This is a genomic window from Spirosoma daeguense, assembly GCF_054776875.1.
The window spans coordinates 14994-30982 of sequence record NZ_BAAHBF010000011.1; the positions used below are offsets into that span (position 1 = coordinate 14994).

Consider the following 15989-nt stretch of genomic DNA (forward strand, 5'->3'; position numbering starts at 1 on the left):
TTCGCTATGGAGTAAAAGCGGCAAAAGTGCCGTTTGGCAGGGGTATAGACGAAAAAAGCCAGCTTTTTAGGGCTGGCTGGTAGTTATTGGTCGGAGGAGGGTGGGGGTTAAGGCTTTGCTACTTTACTTTTTTGCTTTCTTCTTATATAGTAATACACGAATCCAATCAAGACTAATCCAACAAATAAGCCGCCAATAGAGTCATCTTTATTCGACTTTGTATCGGTAGGGGCTATGGTTAGTGCTTTTACAGTAGGCTGGATTCGCTTTAGCTTACCGCCATACTTGCGATATTCACTATCCATAAGCGGGTCAAACTCTAAATCGCTTGATTGGTAGCCAGAATAAACAGCAGCAACATCCTCACAAACTATTTTCCAGTTTTTGCGATTCCATTTGGCGTTCGCTGTTTTCCACCTTTCGGCATCACCATCAAACTGATTAATATTCAGTTTATCGCGTTTGTACATCCATAAATCAAACCCTTCCCGATTTCGATAGAAATAAAGTTGATTACACGTTTTGTTGGCGCAGTATTTACTTACGAGTTGCGATACAACAACTTCTATCTGCTTTGCATCCCGAGGTAAACCCTGAACGAGGAAGTGGTAATTTGAAAAATTACCGGGACTCTCTTCTTTTAATATTTCGTGTTTAATCTCATTTTGAGAGAACCCCAAAACCGGCAATAAAATCAATAGTAAGAGGCTGGCGAACTTCATGGTGTTAATATTTCCCAAGTAAAGTATACCAAGCATAAAAATTACTGATAATTGATATAGCCAAACGGAATAAAAACATGATAAACGGTTTGGAGAATCCATAGCAACCGCCTACTTTTGAAGTGCGAAGTATCAGTAGGGGGCAGCGATGCCCTAACGTCCGGTTTGGGCTTTTTTGTTTTTTGGATTTGCATAGCTACGTGTTATATACGAAGACGCGGCTTTGCTACACCCCGTGATTTTGGCTGTAATGGCCTTTATCAGTCCCCTAGTGGTACTTCGCAGCGGGTTAGAGTGGCAAAGCCGCGTCTTTTTTTTTATGCCTGAAGGCCACAATAGGGCAAAAACGCGAAGTACCCAAATGTCAAATTCATCACAATTCCGGCGCACAACCGCCGAAGAGGTAGCAAAAGCGGATTCCGCTCAAGCCAAGAAGAACGCACAGAACCTTCTTGATGATTATTTCTCACAACCTTATCGGTTAAATAACTTACGGCGAAACCTGCGCGTATGGTTTATTAACAACGTCCTCCAATGGGAGGAGAATTTTGGCGGCACATTAAAGGAGCAGATTCTCGATTATGAAATGCTCGATGAGTTGCTAACTGAATTAATTATAGCAAACCTTAGTCCAGAAAAAGAATCATGAACGCACTGATTCGTATTACAACTAATGAGCAAGGCTCTGAAGTTGTTTCAGCAAAGGAGCTTCACGAAAAACTCGAAGTTCCAACCAAATTTGCTGATTGGATAAAACGAATGCTTGATTATGGCTTTATTGAAGGCCTACCATTTAAGGGGTTTTTCTCAAAAATGAGAAAAACCCCTTAAATGGTAGGCCTTCAATAGATTACGCGCTGACCTTGGATTGCGCTAAAGAAATTGGAATGCTTCAACGTAGCGATAAGGGCAAAGAAATTCGCCAATACTTTATCGACTACGAAAAGCAGAATAGACAAACTCCTGCCCTTTCTCAACTGGACATACTTGTTCAATCAGTTCAGATACTGCAACAACAAGCCAGAGAGTTGGCGGAGGTAAGGGCGGTTCAATCTGAACAGGCAGAATCCATTCGACAACTTGAAGCCAAAACCACTACCATACCCGATTATTTCACTGTGGCAGGGTACGCGAACTTAAACCGGATCAATATCGGGCTGAAAATTGCGTCAAGTGTGGGCCAAAAAGCCAGTCGAATCTGCAAAGAACGCGGCATACCGACGGAAACGACACCCGATCCGCGATTTGGTCAGGTGAACATGTATCCGAGTACGGTATTGCGTGAAGTATTTGCAATGCCGATAGTGTAGATATAAAAAAGGGACATTATTTACATCTAACAACTTGATGCTCACTTGCGAAACAGGTAAATTGTAGGGCAATTTAAATTAAATAACATGATAAGAGAACCAAGACCTGTGCCTCCGCAGGTGCCACAGCGACCACGCCCAACGACAGGTCCAATTAAAAACTAGTTTAACAAAACGCCAGTCTCATTACGGGGCTGGCGTTTATATTTACAGCATGGCAACCCTCTTTGACCCACCCGCACCACTACCGAAACACGACCACCTGACCCGTCCGATTCTGTTCGATATGGGTTGGCGGTTTGTCTCGAAAGAAAACCACCAGATGGTGTATAAATCACTACTGGCTGGCTTCAATGAGCGCACCAGAACGCTGGTAATCGAAGGGTTTAGTCTGGGTATTACGTTGAAGAAAGATGTGCTGTTTATAATGGGATTGGTGGATGCGACTGAATAGAAACTAGTCTTCTTCCCGCGCTTTGGCTATTGCTGCTAATATCAGAAACAATACAGCAAGCCCAAGAATACCACTACCGCTAGAATACGCAAATAGCCCCAAAAACACAATTAGTGGCAGAAGCACCAAAACAGCACACCATCCACCGCCATTATTGTTAGGCGGTGGCGTAAAATTAGGGTCAGGTAACGGATTGCCGTATCTATCTTAATAGTCCATATTATTATTCCTCAATCAATCCCTGACTTTTCAACATTGGTATGTACGCCTGACGTTGCAATTCATGCAGTGGCGTCCATTTATCATACTCCACACTTTCAGCTTCTTCCTTGGTGATTACCTGCCACCCTTTGCCGATGATTCGCTTGTAGTGAATTCCCTAATAGCGGAGGTAGATGTGTTTCGCGGAGTTAAAGAAAAGGTCTTCCATAGGGTCAAAAATAATTGAAAATATCGCGAAAAATAATTGCCCTTTCTCTTGTGTGGTTATCACACAAGGCGTATCTTTGTAGAGTAATTAATCAGAACAACATGACACGAAAAGAAATTGACAACATGATCCTTCTCAGCGAGAGCCAGATCAAAAAACTAGGGCATACGCTGGAAGAGATGGACAGAAAAGGCGAACCGCTGGCCACCCTTTATTATAGGCTTTGGTTTCAGCTAATTGGCCACCGGGACTTAATCCAATGGCTAAGCCAACTCAAAGCTGACGATGAATAAAAAAGGGGAGATTATCTCCCCCTTTCCCTATATGCGTTAATCAACTAAACATCCCCCGATATGACAACCGACCAGACCAACCAAACCATTAGCCCGGAAGAAAGGGCCATTCAGGAAGCTGAAGCACAACTTGCTGCCAGTATTGCTTTTATTCAGTCAAAAGGACATACCCTGCCTGACCATATACTGGACACGACGGCGTGGCTGACCATCAAACGATACGCCGAGAAATATAGCCTAACCATCAACACCGTTACAAACTGGATTGCCAGAGGTATTATTCCCGCCGAAGCTGTGCGGGTGGTGCCTGAGTTAAACGATATTCGGCTGGTCAGAGACCGGGCCTACAAATAAACAGTGTAGTGTCACTGTTGTTCTGATAATGCAGAAACGCTCTGGCTACTGGCCGGGGCGTTTTTTTTGTGTAAATAGATTACATAAATTTAACTATGGAAACAACAAAGAAGCCAGAAGGAATGACTATTACTCAGGCTGTCGAGTGGGCAGAGCAAAATTTACTGTCAGCAATGAAAACTCAATTAGTGCGGCCTAGTCGAGACAATCAGGCGGAGGTTGTATACTGGCAAAATATGCGGCAAACTATGGTTGATAAATATAAAGAAGGGATAGGTCATGTACCACCTGAGCAATAACCTCACCCCTCTGCCAACTCCTTTTTTATCTTGAACGTCTGGCGGTAGAATGAGCGAAAGTCAGAGTACATACGCTTGCCTCGTTTGTTGATCTGCTGGTGTAGTTTCTCGACGTGGTCATACGCTTTTTCGTGCGTAACGCCCGTTACAATCGTCTCCAGCCAGATTTCGTAAAAGCCGATCCGGGTTAATACCTGCGCTTCGTCAATCGATACGTATACTGCCATATTAGACACTTGCATTACGAGCCGCCCGTTCAATGGCTAGCCTCAACTTATCACCTTCCAACTCAAACGAGCCACCTACATTAATCATTACCGTCATATCACGCCGTTGCGATTGTGTCATAGCTGCACCGCTGGCCATATTGCCAAAAACGCCCATACGCCCCAACTCTTTAGCGACAAGACTAGCCCCTACGTCGACGGGCGTTACCCATTCGGGGTTTGATTTTGTTGTACCGCGACCCTCACCAATCATGGAATAGGTCGGCCCGGCAACTGTACCGCCATCCGCAAAGGCGGTAGTTTTTTTATTTGCCAGTGAGCGCGACAACCCCGCTACCGCAAACAGTCCGGTTGCTCCAGCAAATTGTGCTAAAGCCTGACCTTGAAGTCCAGGCACAAACAACATAAATGCGGCAGATGCAGCCATCGCGGTTGCCAGTGATTGAAGCATGTCCGCGAACACACCAAGAATGACTTTAGGTAATTCATCGATTCCGGCCGCGCCGGTCAATAACCCCGCAATAAAGCCCCCCATTGCTTCGCTGGCGCCAGCCGCGCCCTGCGTGAGTACCTCCTGAATGGCCATTGCCATATCTTTGGCACTCTTAATGATACGGTCTTTATTAGACTCTAGTCGTTTTAACGCTACTCCCCCCCACGAATCGCCAATACCACCAATACTCGACCAACTTGTAGAGCCAGAAAAGCTTTGTATCTCTTTTACTATTGACTCCTGTGCTTTTTTAAACTGCTCTACAGCACGTTTTTGAAACTCAGCTAGTCCCGGCAATTGCGGCCCATTTGCGCTATTCATAGCCTGTATGAACCGATTCTGCGGCAACTGGATTGGTTTAGCGTTATCACCTAAGTCAATTATGCCCCGAGTTGCCAATTCTGCTTTTTCAAGCTCAGACGTGAAATTAGCCCAATCCCTACGCAGTGTGTCGGGGACTTTCTGGCCTAACGCTTCGAGGTTCTGGATCTCTTTGGCAAGAGCAGACACCCGTTCACGCAGGTAATCGACAAAGAAATAATCGTCTGCTTTGCCTTTTTTTCCATCCAGTGAACCAGGGCGATTTTTTCCCATTGCACCCTGCTGTCCACCAAAGTTGAAGCCTTCGAATAAATTGAACGATGGAGCGGCAATATCGAACTTTCGGCTTTCGATAGTCTTTTTTACCTCATCCATTCGCCCCTCGATAGCTTTAGACCAATCGTCTGCCCCAATGAGCGAAAACGCTTTAGCGACAAGTCCACCAATAGCCAGAACACCACCACCTAATATGCTAATCAGGGCGTTCCATGCGTATTTCGCTATGTTGGTAATATGCTCCCACATCGCCCCCCAATCACCCTGAAAGAGATTAGCAAAAACACCAAACAGGGAGGTAACTACACCTAGCCCCGATTTTACGAGTGATTTCAACTGATCCCATACCCCGCTACTAGTAAGTGCGTTCTTTACTTTATCCCAGTTGGCAATAATTAGCACAGCGGCTATCGCAATGGCGGCAGCGGCCCATCCAATTGGCCCACTAAACGCAACCATTGCAACGCGTGTAGCAGCTAGTCCGGCCCGAAACGCAGGTAAAACACTGGTTGTGAAGAAACCAATACCAGCAATAAGTGGAGGCAACGCAATGGCCATTACGCCAAACGCAGCAACAACGGTTTGGGTTGTGGCGGGGAGGTTGGTGAAGCTGTCGACTAGTTTTGTAATGGCACTACCAACAGCGGATAATAGCCCATCAATATGAAGTGCTTTAAACAGACTTTCGCCTAGCTTATCAAGCGCACGTGTAGCACCGTCGCCAAAGTTTTCAAACGCATTCTTAGCCCCACCACTCGCTTTTGGTAGGCCCTCTAAGCCGTTAAGTATAACCTCCATCAACTGCTGCGAGGAGACTTTCAGCTTTTTAAAGTCTTCCGAGCGGGATGTACCAAAAGCCGCATTCAACAAGGGCGTTACCTGCGGAATCGCGTCTTTAATGATGTTAAGATCTTCGCCGAGCGGAAACGGCGTATTCGCTAATTGCTGAATACCGTACAGTGCTCTGTCGAATTCACTTTTCCCTTTACCTACTAACGCCACAGCATTTCCGTACGCCTGTAACGTACGTTGCGACATCGCAGCGGCCTTATCAATCCCGTAGATGGAATTCAGGACAGTTCTTAGACGTATATCGCCCTGAATCGTTTCTTTCATCCCAAGACCTGGTAGCTCCGCTATTTTGTTAAGCATCTGAAGCCGGGCCGTAAGAGCAGTAGAATCTTTTTCTAAGGTAGCTAGTCCACGGCGTAATGAATCTAACTCGCCATACGTTTCGATAGCACGTTTAGCGAATGCGCCGAGGGGGAGTGATAGGCCGATACTAATCGCCTGCCCTGCACTTTGCGCCTGAGAAGCGAAATTACCGATTGCCTGCGCGCCCGACGCAAAGGTTTGGGTATTAAAGGCACGTCCTAGCGAAGCGGTGGCACCGGATGCAAACGACTGAATCTGAGATAATCCACGACTAAGTGCCTGCTGTAATCCAGCAATATTGGCTCCTATATCGACGGTTAATCCCTGATTCATAATTCACTTGGTTCGGAAGTTATTTCTGCACCCATTGCGGTGGCTAGTATCATAAAAGCTTCCCTTGGATCGGTGCCAGTATTTTGGGACTCTTCATTATCACCCGGTAGTGGCATATATTCCCGCTCAGATTTTGGGTCTTTAGCCAATATGTTATAAATCTGAGTGGCAATGATGCGCGTATTGCGCAGGGTATCAACTCGACGGTTTGTTACGCCTTCTAGTAGATACGCTGTCTCTGGTGGCGTTAAATCGTAATACGCTTCAGGCGAAATATTGAGCGCGGATAAGCAAAGCTGCTTTTGCCGAGCAATCGTTATTGACTCGCCCGTACCTGAGCCTTTCCCTGCTTTTTTTTAGGATCTTCTGGAGCCTTTTCGATGATGGCAAAAATCTTCTCAATGCCGATTTCATCAATCCATTCCTGCACTTGCCATTCGTTGAAATTATCCGACTTACCTTGCGCCAGTGCTGCATAACGAATTGCCGCCAGAACGAACAGTCGAAAGTTTTTCAGGAATGCAAACGTGAGGTTCGGCACAATTGCGCCATCAACTTCTTTTGTTGGCACCTGAATACTTTTTTCCAATCCCTCAACCTCATCAACACCAATTAATTCAGCAAACAGCGCATAGGTGCCGTTACTGAATTTCATTTCTACTTCTGTTCCATCATCAAGCCGGAACAGTTTATATCCAGAAAGTTTATTCATAAAAAAGAGCCCCCGTCAGTTTACAGGGGCTTCATGTTATGGATTAGGTACGTAGGCTTCAGTTGGCGCGCCAGATCGTTTCATCGTGACTGAAACAGTGATTTTGTCTTCCAGTGGAGCGGAGGTGTCAAATTTGGTAATCAGCGCATTGAACGTAATAGAGAGTGCGCCTAGTCCGTCGTCAAGTTTAGCCTTGAATGTAGCCACCGTACGAGCCGCTTCCAGTGCTGAAAGTTTTAGGTAGTTGGCTTTAGCCGCATCTGCTAACGCGACACTTAAATCGACGATAAAATCAAAGCTAACTTCGCCGGATTTGAGTCCGCCAATAAATTCTTCGTAGCCGTTATTGTCTTTACTGGTTACGTCAATTGTGTTGGTCGACCGCGAATTTGTCATAGAAAGCTGTTCCGTGATTAGCTTATCGACGGGAACACTAGAGACAATTTCAGTCAGAAGTATTTTAAATCGGGACGAGTTGACCTTATTTGCCATGACTTAGTATGTGGTTAGTACGTGGTCTATAGTGAGTGTTTTTTGCTGATCCTCCGCTTTTTCAGTGTGAGGGCCATCTTTTGTTTCTAGCGCGCTGGAGTGAATCAGGATGCCATCTAAAGGGCCCAGTGCGGCAGGAACACTAACCGACGCCTGAAGCTTTTCTAGCAGCGAATCAATCAGGCTTTTTTTGCCCGATAACGATACTTTAACTAAGCCGTTTTCATCCACAACATGAGACACTTTTACGGCTTTATCTTTGCCGGGTACAATTGCTTCATAAGCCTGATGCACCACTTTGGCCGCCTGTTTTATGCTTGCCATAATGAATGTTCAACCGTTATAAGTTTTCGGACAACGGTGTCCGTATTGGTTCGCTGTGTATCATCCTGTGCGCCAACAATGCGCGTATTCCAGGACTGAAAGCCGGGTACGTTCAGTACTTCGGCGGTAGTGTCAGGCTTCAGCAGACGGGTAAGCAGGTTGGCAATCTCTGTCACCGCTCGTCGGCTCTGCTGATTGCCCGGCAATCGGTTCACGACATCCAGCACAATCTGCCCTGTTTGCCCGAACCCACACTTGGTATTATCACTCGTCGCCACCCAAGGCCCCATGATGATGTACGGTGCTTTCGCGTTGTTGTCTGCGATCTGATCGTACACCTTCACTACCTGCCCGTTATAGCTAAAACCAGCCATCAGCTCGGCGTAGGCAACAGAAAGGGCGTAGGCTGCGTCGTTCATCGAAATAATCTGTCTAGCGCGTCCTGCACGTCTTTGTAATACTTTTCCCGATGCACGATAAACGCAGGTATCAGGAAGGGTCGGGCTGGCAGGTTGATTGTCCGCTCACCTTTACCCCGTAATCCACTCGCGAATTCATCGAAACCTTCGGGTATCTCTACTGCTCCACCGGTACCAAACTCGTGATACCACATATAGGGCTCGTTCACCGATACTGATGCGCCTAAACCGCCTTTTGTTGGTTCGTAGCGGATACTCTGCCGACCTTTACCGGTATCGACCGGCGCGCGCCGTTTCGCATCAGCTTCAATGTTACGCCCCGTCGTTTCGGTAATGACCTTGATTTCACGTTTCAGGCTAGGCGCCAGATTCAGCAAGAATCGCTGAAGCCCCGACATACCTTTGATCGCGACGCTGCTAGCCATTGCCTTCCAGTGCAATCAATTCGTAACGCCTGCGGGTCTCGTCCGTGTAGCGAAACTCCTGAACCGTTAGCTTCTCATCCCGAAACCGGATAATACTGCCTGTTTGCGGCTCATACCGTTTATCGACCCAAAACGTAAACACGTAGCCTTGTCGAAGTGAGGTCTGATTTGCCTCCAGCATTCGGGAGCCTTTTAGGGGCTTCCAGTTCGCTAGTGTCGACCATTTCTCAACTGGCTCACCTACATTACCAACTCCACCATCGGACACCTCTTCTATTTCATCGAAATAGATTCGTTCGGTTCGCTGCGGTGTCATGACGCCCACGTATATTGACGATAGAGCACGGCTCCCTCTTTCCAGTTGCGGCTACCATTATCGAATAGGTTAGCCGCCAGATTCAAAACCGACTCGACTAAATCATCCGGCATTGGATTCTCTTCGCCATATCCTGCGCTGTAGCTGATTTGTACACCCTTTGGGTAGTTGCCCGTCAGCGTGGGAAATGAGCCACTTAGTCCATCAACGGTGAGTACCGTATCCGACAAATCCTTCGCGATAATTGCCCCGTTAATTGGACCAAACGGCACCCGCTCAAAATCGTAGAGCTGGCTCCATCGAATTGTCACCGTAGCTTTATCGAGCAGTAGCCCCGTTACCTTTTCGATGCGTTGCTTGGCAGACAGAATACACTGACCAAGCCGGGTATCGTGATCGTCAAAATCTATCGACAGCAACGCCTTTAGTTTGCCTAGTTGCGGGTCGGCCGCTCTGGACTGCCGGTCAATAGTTACTATGGGCGTTGCTGTCTGATACATGCTATTTTGTTTGACGACCGATAGCGGTTTTATCTTCTTTGGTCTGAGGCACTATTTTTTCCTGCTTTACCCGCTTGGGTGTTTTTACAGGCTTGGTCGTACTCATGACTTTTTTTTCTTGTCCGTTTTCGTGGCAGCTTCGTCACCATCGCTAACCGGCACATCACCTAAATCAGCCGTTTCACCCGCTTCAATCCGGGCGGATGCTTCGGCTTCAGCTAATGGTCCAGTTTCGTGAAGTTTACGGCCATCCGTATTTAAGATTTCACGGGGAGTGCCATCGGTATGAATAGGCTCCTGTTTTAAGCCAGAAACATTATGTTCGCTGACCTCTTCGGCGGTGGCGGTATCGTTTGGCTTAGAGGTTTCCTCGAAGGTGCCAATCTCAATTAGCTCCTGACCCAAAAAATCACTCACCTCAATCGTGTCGCCTTTGTTGACAGTGCCGTACACGCCCGTTTGCCGTTCTTTTGCTTTTAAAAACATGGTCGTTGAGTGGTTAATACCCGTTTGCTTTTAAATACGTAAGCTTCTGTGCTGAGGTCTGAGACACTGGATTGCCGCCAGCCAAAGGCACATAAATACCCGTTAGGAGTCCGGTATAAATCAACTTACCGGTATGCTTTAACCAGATCGATACACGCGCCGTCGTGGCGGCACCTGCCACTTTTACAAGCGCGTCACCCCGCCGAATCGGCAAATACTCTTGATTTGTTGTGGTGTCTTCCAATACAATTACACCAGTCAGGGAAGTAGCGGGAGTAATTTTAGTAACCTTGGTTATATTCTGCGCCTGAACGGATAATGCAATGCAGAACGTAAAACCGGCTAATAACAATAGTTTTTTCATGATATAAAGGCCCGTTTGGGTACAGCATAGCCATACCCAAACGAAGCAGTTTAGACGGTTTTGATGAGATTTTTTACGTCAGCAAATGTGCCTTTGATAAAGGCTTTCTGATCCGGGCCTTTCACGCGGAAAATAGCGCGCAACGAACCAGTGATGGTACGAAGATCATACAGTGCGTCGTCTTCATTTTGATCGAAGAATTTAAGCGTAAGCTGGCGTTTCATGAACAGCTTGGCGCGTTTCATGTCACCCACCAGAAACTGCCCCTCCGCTATCCGGTTGTTGGAAGCAATGCGAACACCTGAGATAACCATGCCGTTTTGACCCACAAAAGGAGGCATTACGTAGTTGCCGTTGGCATCCTTGGTTAGCTCCATGTTGACCAAATCCGACGGATTCACCAGCATGTAGTCAGGCATGAAGTTATTTTTTACCACATGCAGAATACCTGCTTTAGCCGCATCGTAATTGGTTGGCGTTTCCAGCGTTTCAAAACCGGTAGGCACGGCGAACGGTGTTGCATACGTAAAGATCCCTTTGTGGTTTTCTCCGGTGCCATCCCCGGTAAGCAGTTGGTTTTCCACCAGCACCCGAATTGAATTCGGCCCGCTTACAATTTCGTCCTGAACCTCCGAAACGATGTAATCCACATCCTCCACCATTTCTTCAGTGATTTTGGCGTAGGCTGCGGTTTTCTTCGCGTTGGCTGATTTCTTTTCGTATTTAGCCGATACCTGACTGAATTTAGCCGCTTCCGCTACCTGCGAAGCACCTCCCTCAACCAATACACGTTCCGTCCAGTAGATCGTTGCCGAATCCGTTGTGCCGGTTGAAATCAAATCCGTGATAAATAGCGGGGCCGTTGGGTCTTTCGCTACACCGGGTTCAGTTTCAAACGCACGCATAATGTTCGTATTGGCACCTGTGAGCGCATACGAACCTGAAATATTACTGACCGCCTTGAGGTCAATTGAAATTTCTTTACCGTGAGCCGGCGAGTTTTCAAACAGTTGTTTGAGGCTGATAATGCCGGTTTTATTCTCGGAAAGTTTACTTTTTAAGCCGGTAATACCTTCCTCTACCAGCGTTAGCAGTGATTTACTGCCGCCCTGCTTTTCCTGATTTTCGTGAAGCCGGTTAGATTTTACCTGTAAATCGTCCGCTAAATCCTGAACCTGCTTGATTTTACCATCCAGGTCTTCTTTTAGCTTATCAACCTCATCTTTGCTGGCTTTTTTATCCGATGCATCCTTGATGCCATCGACAATGTTTTTAATCTCTCCTTTGTACTTCTCGAAGCCTTCCTTGAATTCTTTTTGAAGCTCTTCGGCGTCTTTATCGAACCAGAGTTGAGCACGTTCGTACAGGACAGAGAACCAGTTGCGTGCTGGATTATGTAGGGATGCGTACGAAAGGGATAGGGAATTTCCGAATCCGGTATGGTTCGTCAGGGCCGCAACAGCCAATAGAACCAGAGAGAGTAACAGCAGTTGCTCTTTCATTTTTAGTTAGTTAGAAAATAAGTCAGTGAAAAATCCTTTTGGAATGCCGATGCTTTCTGCTTTTTGCTTGGTCTGGTCCGGCTGAGTGTCATCCGACGGCTCAGTGGATTTTCTTGACGTTAGTGCAGCGCCGATAGCGTCGTATTGTTTTTGTAAGAATTCGTAGGTTTCGTCGGTAAGAGTACCACTGCGCAATTGCTTTTCGAGAATTGCCAGTGTGTGTTCAATATCGGCTTGGGATTTAATACCCGTTAATGGTGTATCTGGATTAGCTCCGTAGAATTGAAGGCTAGAGCCTTCGTATAGCTTCAGTTCCAATAATTCGTAAGCATCCTGATTTTTATCCCAGTTGCCTTTTATGACACTATAGCCAATCGAATGCTCGGTAATTAGACCAGATTCGGCCATTTTGAGGAAATCTACACCAAGTCCATGTGTGCCAATCTGTGATTCGTAATACAGCCCTTTGGTGTCTTCTTTAAGCTCTAAAAGTTTACCAATAGATTGGTTGGTACGGTGATCAAGTAAGTGCTTGATACGAGGGCGGGTAGAGTTGGGTCCGTTTTCGGAGATTGTTTTGGCGAACGCACCAGACCGGATAATATCACCGTCGGAATCTTTATTGCCAAAGCAGGCAAAATAACCAGTCACGATGCCCTTTTTAGGGTCAGCATCTTTGATTAGTCCCGGCGTGTCGAAAAGCTTAAATTTCACAGCAAAACAGGTGGTGATATTCCTGTCGTGAAATTGGAGAGGTTAGCAGGGGTAAAACAGTGACATTGTCACGTATTTTGTGTATATTATAATATGAAAGAGACAAAAACACCCACCAAAATGCTTCGTAGTCAACATGACGAAGCCATTACTAATTTAACAATGAGCGAGAAGGGGACTGTAGCCCCAATCGTAATGGTTGCACCTTTACCAATTGGCGATTTTGTTATTTCCATGAACGATAAAACGTTGCCAGAAACTAATCAAACGACCAACGCTCGATTTATTCTTCAAAAGGGTAGGTATTGGGTCGATTCAGAAATAGAGCTAGTAGAGGATCGAGATATTGATGCACCTTTTTTTAGTCAAGAATTTGAGCCAGAACTTATAGGTGAAAATCTTTACCGGATTGGAATGCGCACTTTTTACAGTCAAGGAGTGCCACTCTTTTGTGAATTACATAGTGATAGAAGATATGGCATGTTGCGGTTGTACGCAATGAGCCGACCAGATAAATCTACTGGCACATACTTTGAAAATAGAGCTTCTATTTCGTTTGAAGCACTTAACAATACAACCTTTAGCGATACCGAATTAATAAAACTTACCGCTCAGGATTTTATCGATGATACTTTCGTAAAAATGGGCTACTCGGCTATTTTTTCTGGTCGTACCGTTTCTTCACCCGGTCAAACGAGCTAAATCCGCCCGGATAGCGAGGTTTCCCACAAATGGCGATATGCGACCGTTCTACTTCTTCATACGCCTGCTCTACCGTTAGAGTGGGCGTCAATTCTTTTACGTTCCGGTAGAATCCTGTTGGTGTCAGGATTTCTGATAGTTGGTTGTTCAGTAGTGCCATTTCGTGAGTGGGTTAGCTGTTGCTTGCTTCTCGAATAAATGCCTGTGCGCTGTTTATGTGCCTAATCATCTGCGCAAGGTTATTTTGAAGTTTTTCAAAAGGCGGTGTAGCGGTTGGCTTTTCGCAAACAGACAACCAGAATATATAAAATCCATCTTCCTCTTTCCAGTGCTTTTCACCTAAATAGGGTTCCGTTTCTGCAATAGTCCAAACCATATCATGCAACCAATCCTTTAAAAAGCCTAGGTGATAACGCACTTTACCTTCTCCCGAATCAGTCGTGTAAATACGAACAGGCCATTTCCCGCCAATAATAGTGGGGTGCTCGTGTATTAATTTGAGGTTAGTAAAGTGTTGCATCTCAGTCATAATTTACGTCAGCCGGCACGTACGCCACTGTACAACGGCAGTTACACACATTTTCAGCACCACCCGCTGGATCACCTGGATATTTCATTTCTTTGCCGCCAACCGTAAACTTACCATCACGTGGCACAGGTTTAGCCCCAAGCATAGCGCGGTGCAAATCCCGTGTCCGGCTATCATTCGTCGCAATCCAGACTTTATTGAGCACTAACAGCGTTGTTTGTGCCCCCGCTTCATGACCGGCATTGGCGGCACGTGTCGTTTCGGTTCGGGCAATTAGTCTCGCCCGTTTCTTGTCGACTAAAACCGTACGTATGCCCTTTACCAGCTTAGGTAAACTCCATCGCTGTGAAGCACTTTCGGCGAATACATCACGCACAAGTTGACGTGTCTTCTCGGTTATATCGCTAATACGTTGGGCGGTCTCGCTGCTTCGCGCTAACGCTACCATCGTTTGCCGCCACTTCTCGGAATTGAAGTTTAGTTGTATAAGGCTACTTGGCTTCGAGCTTTGCCCACTCCCCGGCTTGTCTCTATCTTTCAGCTTAACTGCTTCCTGATTCGCTTTAGCAGGGGGCATTATTCGATTATACTCCCGTTCGGCGGCAGCAACGCCCACCTGAATATAGATTGCCTGTAAAAGACTTTCGTGAGCAGATAAGGAAACGTACAGGTTCAATAGAGCCAGAGTACCATCGGGATTCGACTTGCTTAGTGCTAATATTAATCCGTCTGCCATTTTTCCCATTCTAGCTCGCACCAAACGTACCATAGAACGCTCCTGCTGGGTGTTCCAGCGGAGGTATTGAGTGTGGTAGGTCTGTTGCTGCGCCGAGGTCATTTAAAAAAGCTTTCCCAAGTCTCTCGATAAAGATTCGATTCTCTTTAAAACGTCATCCGAGGTATGACCATCCCATTTTGGCGCTTGTAAAAGTGTTTCAGCAAAGGAACATTCATCCCATTTAGACATTGGTAGATGATAGGTCATCTGTTGACCTTTCATTTTCTCAAATCCTAGAATGAACCACCCATCCCAAACGCTGCCATCTGAGTGAGCTTTGCTGCGCCACACATCGCTAAATGCTCCGTTAGACCCTGCAATACATCTCAAAAGAAGAATCCACAGTGCTATACGGTGCTCATACAATTCACCAAACGTATGATATCCGTCTGATACTTGATTGCTGTCGACGGTTTTGATTAGTTCGTTTATTTCCTCTACAGTTGTCATAGTTTTTTAGATTGGCAGTTCAGTTTTTTTTACCGTGCCGTCTTTTTGCATTTCAAATAGAGTGCGACATAATATCTTTCCTTCATCCTTTAGTCCTGCAATCCATTCGTCATGAGGAATTAGCTTAACGCTTTCCTCCACAACCACCTCCGCATTCCCGGATTCTTTACCGCAAATAATTGGCACAGGGTTCTTGATAATAGCACCAGTCGCAAACAGGCTACTTAAGAAATTACGTCGTTTCATGGTTATATAGAATATCCGTTTTCGTGAGCTTCGACGGCTTTCAAGTGGTCTTTACAATGCTGCGTATTTTCTATGCCAGCACTTACAGGTTCGCGTCCAAAGCTTTTTACAACCTCAAAGCGCGTTACAACTTCGTCTACATTAAAACTTATTAGGTAAGCAAGATTATTACGCCAATACACAAACTTGTGAGGAATGTGAAAGTTGTTGTCTCGAGCGAATTGCTTTTGGTAGCTATCTACATTTACTCTGGCTTCACTGATTTGAGATTGAATCTTTGACAGTTCTCCTTCTAAACGACTAATCGTTTTTTCCTCATCAATGAGCTTATCTAAAAACATTTCATTTAGGGTCATACTATAT

Annotated in this window: 28 protein-coding genes; 8 read left to right on the plus strand and 20 right to left on the minus strand. The window is 46.0% G+C overall.

The features are described 5' to 3' along the window. Window positions 1-107: 107 nt before the first annotated feature. Window positions 108-758, minus strand: a complete 651-nt coding sequence (locus tag ACYVD4_RS29150; RefSeq protein WP_460951649.1) for a hypothetical protein — start codon at window positions 756-758, stop codon at window positions 108-110. A 325-nt stretch (window positions 759-1083) separates the two neighbouring features. Here ACYVD4_RS29150 and ACYVD4_RS29155 point away from each other — a divergent pair, with 325 nt between their 5' ends. From ACYVD4_RS29155 to ACYVD4_RS29185, 7 genes are all read left to right on the plus strand, one after another. Continuing rightward, window positions 1084-1371, plus strand: a complete 288-nt coding sequence (locus ACYVD4_RS29155; RefSeq protein WP_460951651.1) for a hypothetical protein — start codon at window positions 1084-1086, stop codon at window positions 1369-1371. Further along, window positions 1368-1553: an antA/AntB antirepressor family protein gene (locus ACYVD4_RS29160; protein ID WP_460951652.1), complete on the plus strand. Its 186-nt coding sequence runs from the start codon at window positions 1368-1370 to the stop codon at window positions 1551-1553. The genes ACYVD4_RS29155 and ACYVD4_RS29160 overlap by 4 nt, the downstream gene beginning before the upstream one ends. A gap of 56 nt (window positions 1554-1609) precedes the next feature. After that, a complete protein-coding gene (locus ACYVD4_RS29165; RefSeq protein WP_460951654.1) occupies window positions 1610-2032 on the plus strand; it encodes a hypothetical protein in 423 nt (140 codons plus the stop codon). Window positions 2033-2246: 214 nt separating this feature from the next. Then, on the plus strand, window positions 2247-2486 hold the full coding sequence (locus ACYVD4_RS29170) for a hypothetical protein (RefSeq protein WP_460951656.1): 240 nt from the start codon (window positions 2247-2249) through the stop codon (window positions 2484-2486). A gap of 531 nt (window positions 2487-3017) precedes the next feature. Beyond that, window positions 3018-3209, plus strand: coding sequence for a hypothetical protein (locus tag ACYVD4_RS29175; protein ID WP_460951657.1), 192 nt, complete (start codon window positions 3018-3020; stop codon window positions 3207-3209). Window positions 3210-3269: 60 nt separating this feature from the next. Then, on the plus strand, window positions 3270-3563 hold the full coding sequence (locus ACYVD4_RS29180; RefSeq protein ID WP_460951658.1) for a hypothetical protein: 294 nt from the start codon (window positions 3270-3272) through the stop codon (window positions 3561-3563). Between the two features lie 95 nt (window positions 3564-3658). Then, window positions 3659-3862, plus strand: coding sequence for a hypothetical protein (locus ACYVD4_RS29185; RefSeq protein ID WP_460951659.1), 204 nt, complete (start codon window positions 3659-3661; stop codon window positions 3860-3862). Between the two features lie 2 nt (window positions 3863-3864). Here the strand turns inward: ACYVD4_RS29185 and ACYVD4_RS29190 are convergent, their stop codons facing one another. From ACYVD4_RS29190 to ACYVD4_RS29250, 13 genes are all read right to left on the minus strand, one after another. Further along, window positions 3865-4089, minus strand: coding sequence for a hypothetical protein (locus ACYVD4_RS29190; RefSeq protein WP_460951661.1), 225 nt, complete (start codon window positions 4087-4089; stop codon window positions 3865-3867). A gap of 1 nt (window position 4090) precedes the next feature. Then, window positions 4091-6667: a tape measure protein gene (locus ACYVD4_RS29195; RefSeq protein WP_460951663.1), complete on the minus strand. Its 2577-nt coding sequence runs from the start codon at window positions 6665-6667 to the stop codon at window positions 4091-4093. 316 nt (window positions 6668-6983) lie between these two features. Then, a complete protein-coding gene (locus ACYVD4_RS29200) occupies window positions 6984-7379 on the minus strand; it encodes a hypothetical protein (RefSeq protein WP_460951665.1) in 396 nt (131 codons plus the stop codon). A gap of 36 nt (window positions 7380-7415) precedes the next feature. Beyond that, the gene (locus ACYVD4_RS29205; protein WP_460951667.1) at window positions 7416-7871 is read right to left on the minus strand and encodes a phage tail tube protein; all 456 of its coding nucleotides are present in this window, start codon (window positions 7869-7871) and stop codon (window positions 7416-7418) included. A 3-nt stretch (window positions 7872-7874) separates the two neighbouring features. Next, window positions 7875-8195, minus strand: coding sequence for a hypothetical protein (locus ACYVD4_RS29210; protein WP_460951668.1), 321 nt, complete (start codon window positions 8193-8195; stop codon window positions 7875-7877). Then, window positions 8183-8614 carry a tail completion protein gp17 gene (gene gp17, locus ACYVD4_RS29215; protein WP_460951670.1) on the minus strand — a complete coding sequence of 144 codons (432 nt, stop codon included), beginning with the start codon at window positions 8612-8614 and terminating at the stop codon, window positions 8183-8185. The genes ACYVD4_RS29210 and gp17 overlap by 13 nt, the downstream gene beginning before the upstream one ends. Further along, on the minus strand, window positions 8611-9039 hold the full coding sequence (locus ACYVD4_RS29220; protein WP_460951671.1) for an HK97-gp10 family putative phage morphogenesis protein: 429 nt from the start codon (window positions 9037-9039) through the stop codon (window positions 8611-8613). Before ACYVD4_RS29220 ends, gp17 begins: the two co-directional genes overlap by 4 nt. Next, window positions 9032-9355, minus strand: coding sequence for a head-tail adaptor protein (locus ACYVD4_RS29225; protein WP_460951673.1), 324 nt, complete (start codon window positions 9353-9355; stop codon window positions 9032-9034). Before ACYVD4_RS29225 ends, ACYVD4_RS29220 begins: the two co-directional genes overlap by 8 nt. Further along, entirely contained in the window at window positions 9352-9855 is a 504-nt protein-coding gene (locus ACYVD4_RS29230; protein WP_460951675.1) for a head-tail connector protein, read from the minus strand. The genes ACYVD4_RS29225 and ACYVD4_RS29230 overlap by 4 nt, the downstream gene beginning before the upstream one ends. Window positions 9856-9957: 102 nt before the next feature. Further along, window positions 9958-10341: a hypothetical protein gene (locus ACYVD4_RS29235; protein WP_460951677.1), complete on the minus strand. Its 384-nt coding sequence runs from the start codon at window positions 10339-10341 to the stop codon at window positions 9958-9960. Between the two features lie 13 nt (window positions 10342-10354). After that, a complete protein-coding gene (locus ACYVD4_RS29240) occupies window positions 10355-10705 on the minus strand; it encodes a hypothetical protein (RefSeq protein WP_460951678.1) in 351 nt (116 codons plus the stop codon). A gap of 50 nt (window positions 10706-10755) precedes the next feature. Further along, on the minus strand, window positions 10756-12207 hold the full coding sequence (locus ACYVD4_RS29245) for a phage major capsid protein (RefSeq protein WP_460951680.1): 1452 nt from the start codon (window positions 12205-12207) through the stop codon (window positions 10756-10758). A 6-nt stretch (window positions 12208-12213) separates the two neighbouring features. Beyond that, on the minus strand, window positions 12214-12921 hold the full coding sequence (locus ACYVD4_RS29250; protein WP_460951682.1) for an HK97 family phage prohead protease: 708 nt from the start codon (window positions 12919-12921) through the stop codon (window positions 12214-12216). A 93-nt stretch (window positions 12922-13014) separates the two neighbouring features. On the opposite strand from ACYVD4_RS29250, the gene ACYVD4_RS29255 reads away from it, so the two are divergent. Continuing rightward, window positions 13015-13623, plus strand: a complete 609-nt coding sequence (locus ACYVD4_RS29255; RefSeq protein WP_460951683.1) for a hypothetical protein — start codon at window positions 13015-13017, stop codon at window positions 13621-13623. Here the strand turns inward: ACYVD4_RS29255 and ACYVD4_RS29260 are convergent. From ACYVD4_RS29260 to ACYVD4_RS29285, 6 genes are read right to left on the minus strand one after another with little or no spacing between them, the layout of a single operon-like run. Beyond that, entirely contained in the window at window positions 13577-13783 is a 207-nt protein-coding gene (locus tag ACYVD4_RS29260; protein ID WP_460951685.1) for a hypothetical protein, read from the minus strand. The two genes, ACYVD4_RS29255 and ACYVD4_RS29260, sit on opposite strands and share 47 nt — an antisense overlap. Before the next feature lie 12 nt (window positions 13784-13795). Continuing rightward, a complete protein-coding gene (locus ACYVD4_RS29265; RefSeq protein ID WP_460951686.1) occupies window positions 13796-14152 on the minus strand; it encodes a hypothetical protein in 357 nt (118 codons plus the stop codon). Continuing rightward, entirely contained in the window at window positions 14145-14990 is an 846-nt protein-coding gene (locus ACYVD4_RS29270; protein WP_460951688.1) for a phage minor head protein, read from the minus strand. The genes ACYVD4_RS29265 and ACYVD4_RS29270 overlap by 8 nt, the downstream gene beginning before the upstream one ends. Beyond that, window positions 14991-15380: a WDGH domain-containing protein gene (locus tag ACYVD4_RS29275; RefSeq protein WP_460951690.1), complete on the minus strand. Its 390-nt coding sequence runs from the start codon at window positions 15378-15380 to the stop codon at window positions 14991-14993. Window positions 15381-15386: 6 nt separating this feature from the next. Next, the gene (locus ACYVD4_RS29280; RefSeq protein ID WP_460951692.1) at window positions 15387-15626 is read right to left on the minus strand and encodes a hypothetical protein; all 240 of its coding nucleotides are present in this window, start codon (window positions 15624-15626) and stop codon (window positions 15387-15389) included. A gap of 2 nt (window positions 15627-15628) precedes the next feature. Next, window positions 15629-15982 (minus strand): hypothetical protein, encoded by a 354-nt coding sequence (locus ACYVD4_RS29285; protein WP_460951694.1) that lies wholly within the window; start codon window positions 15980-15982, stop codon window positions 15629-15631. Window positions 15983-15989: the final 7 nt, after the last annotated feature.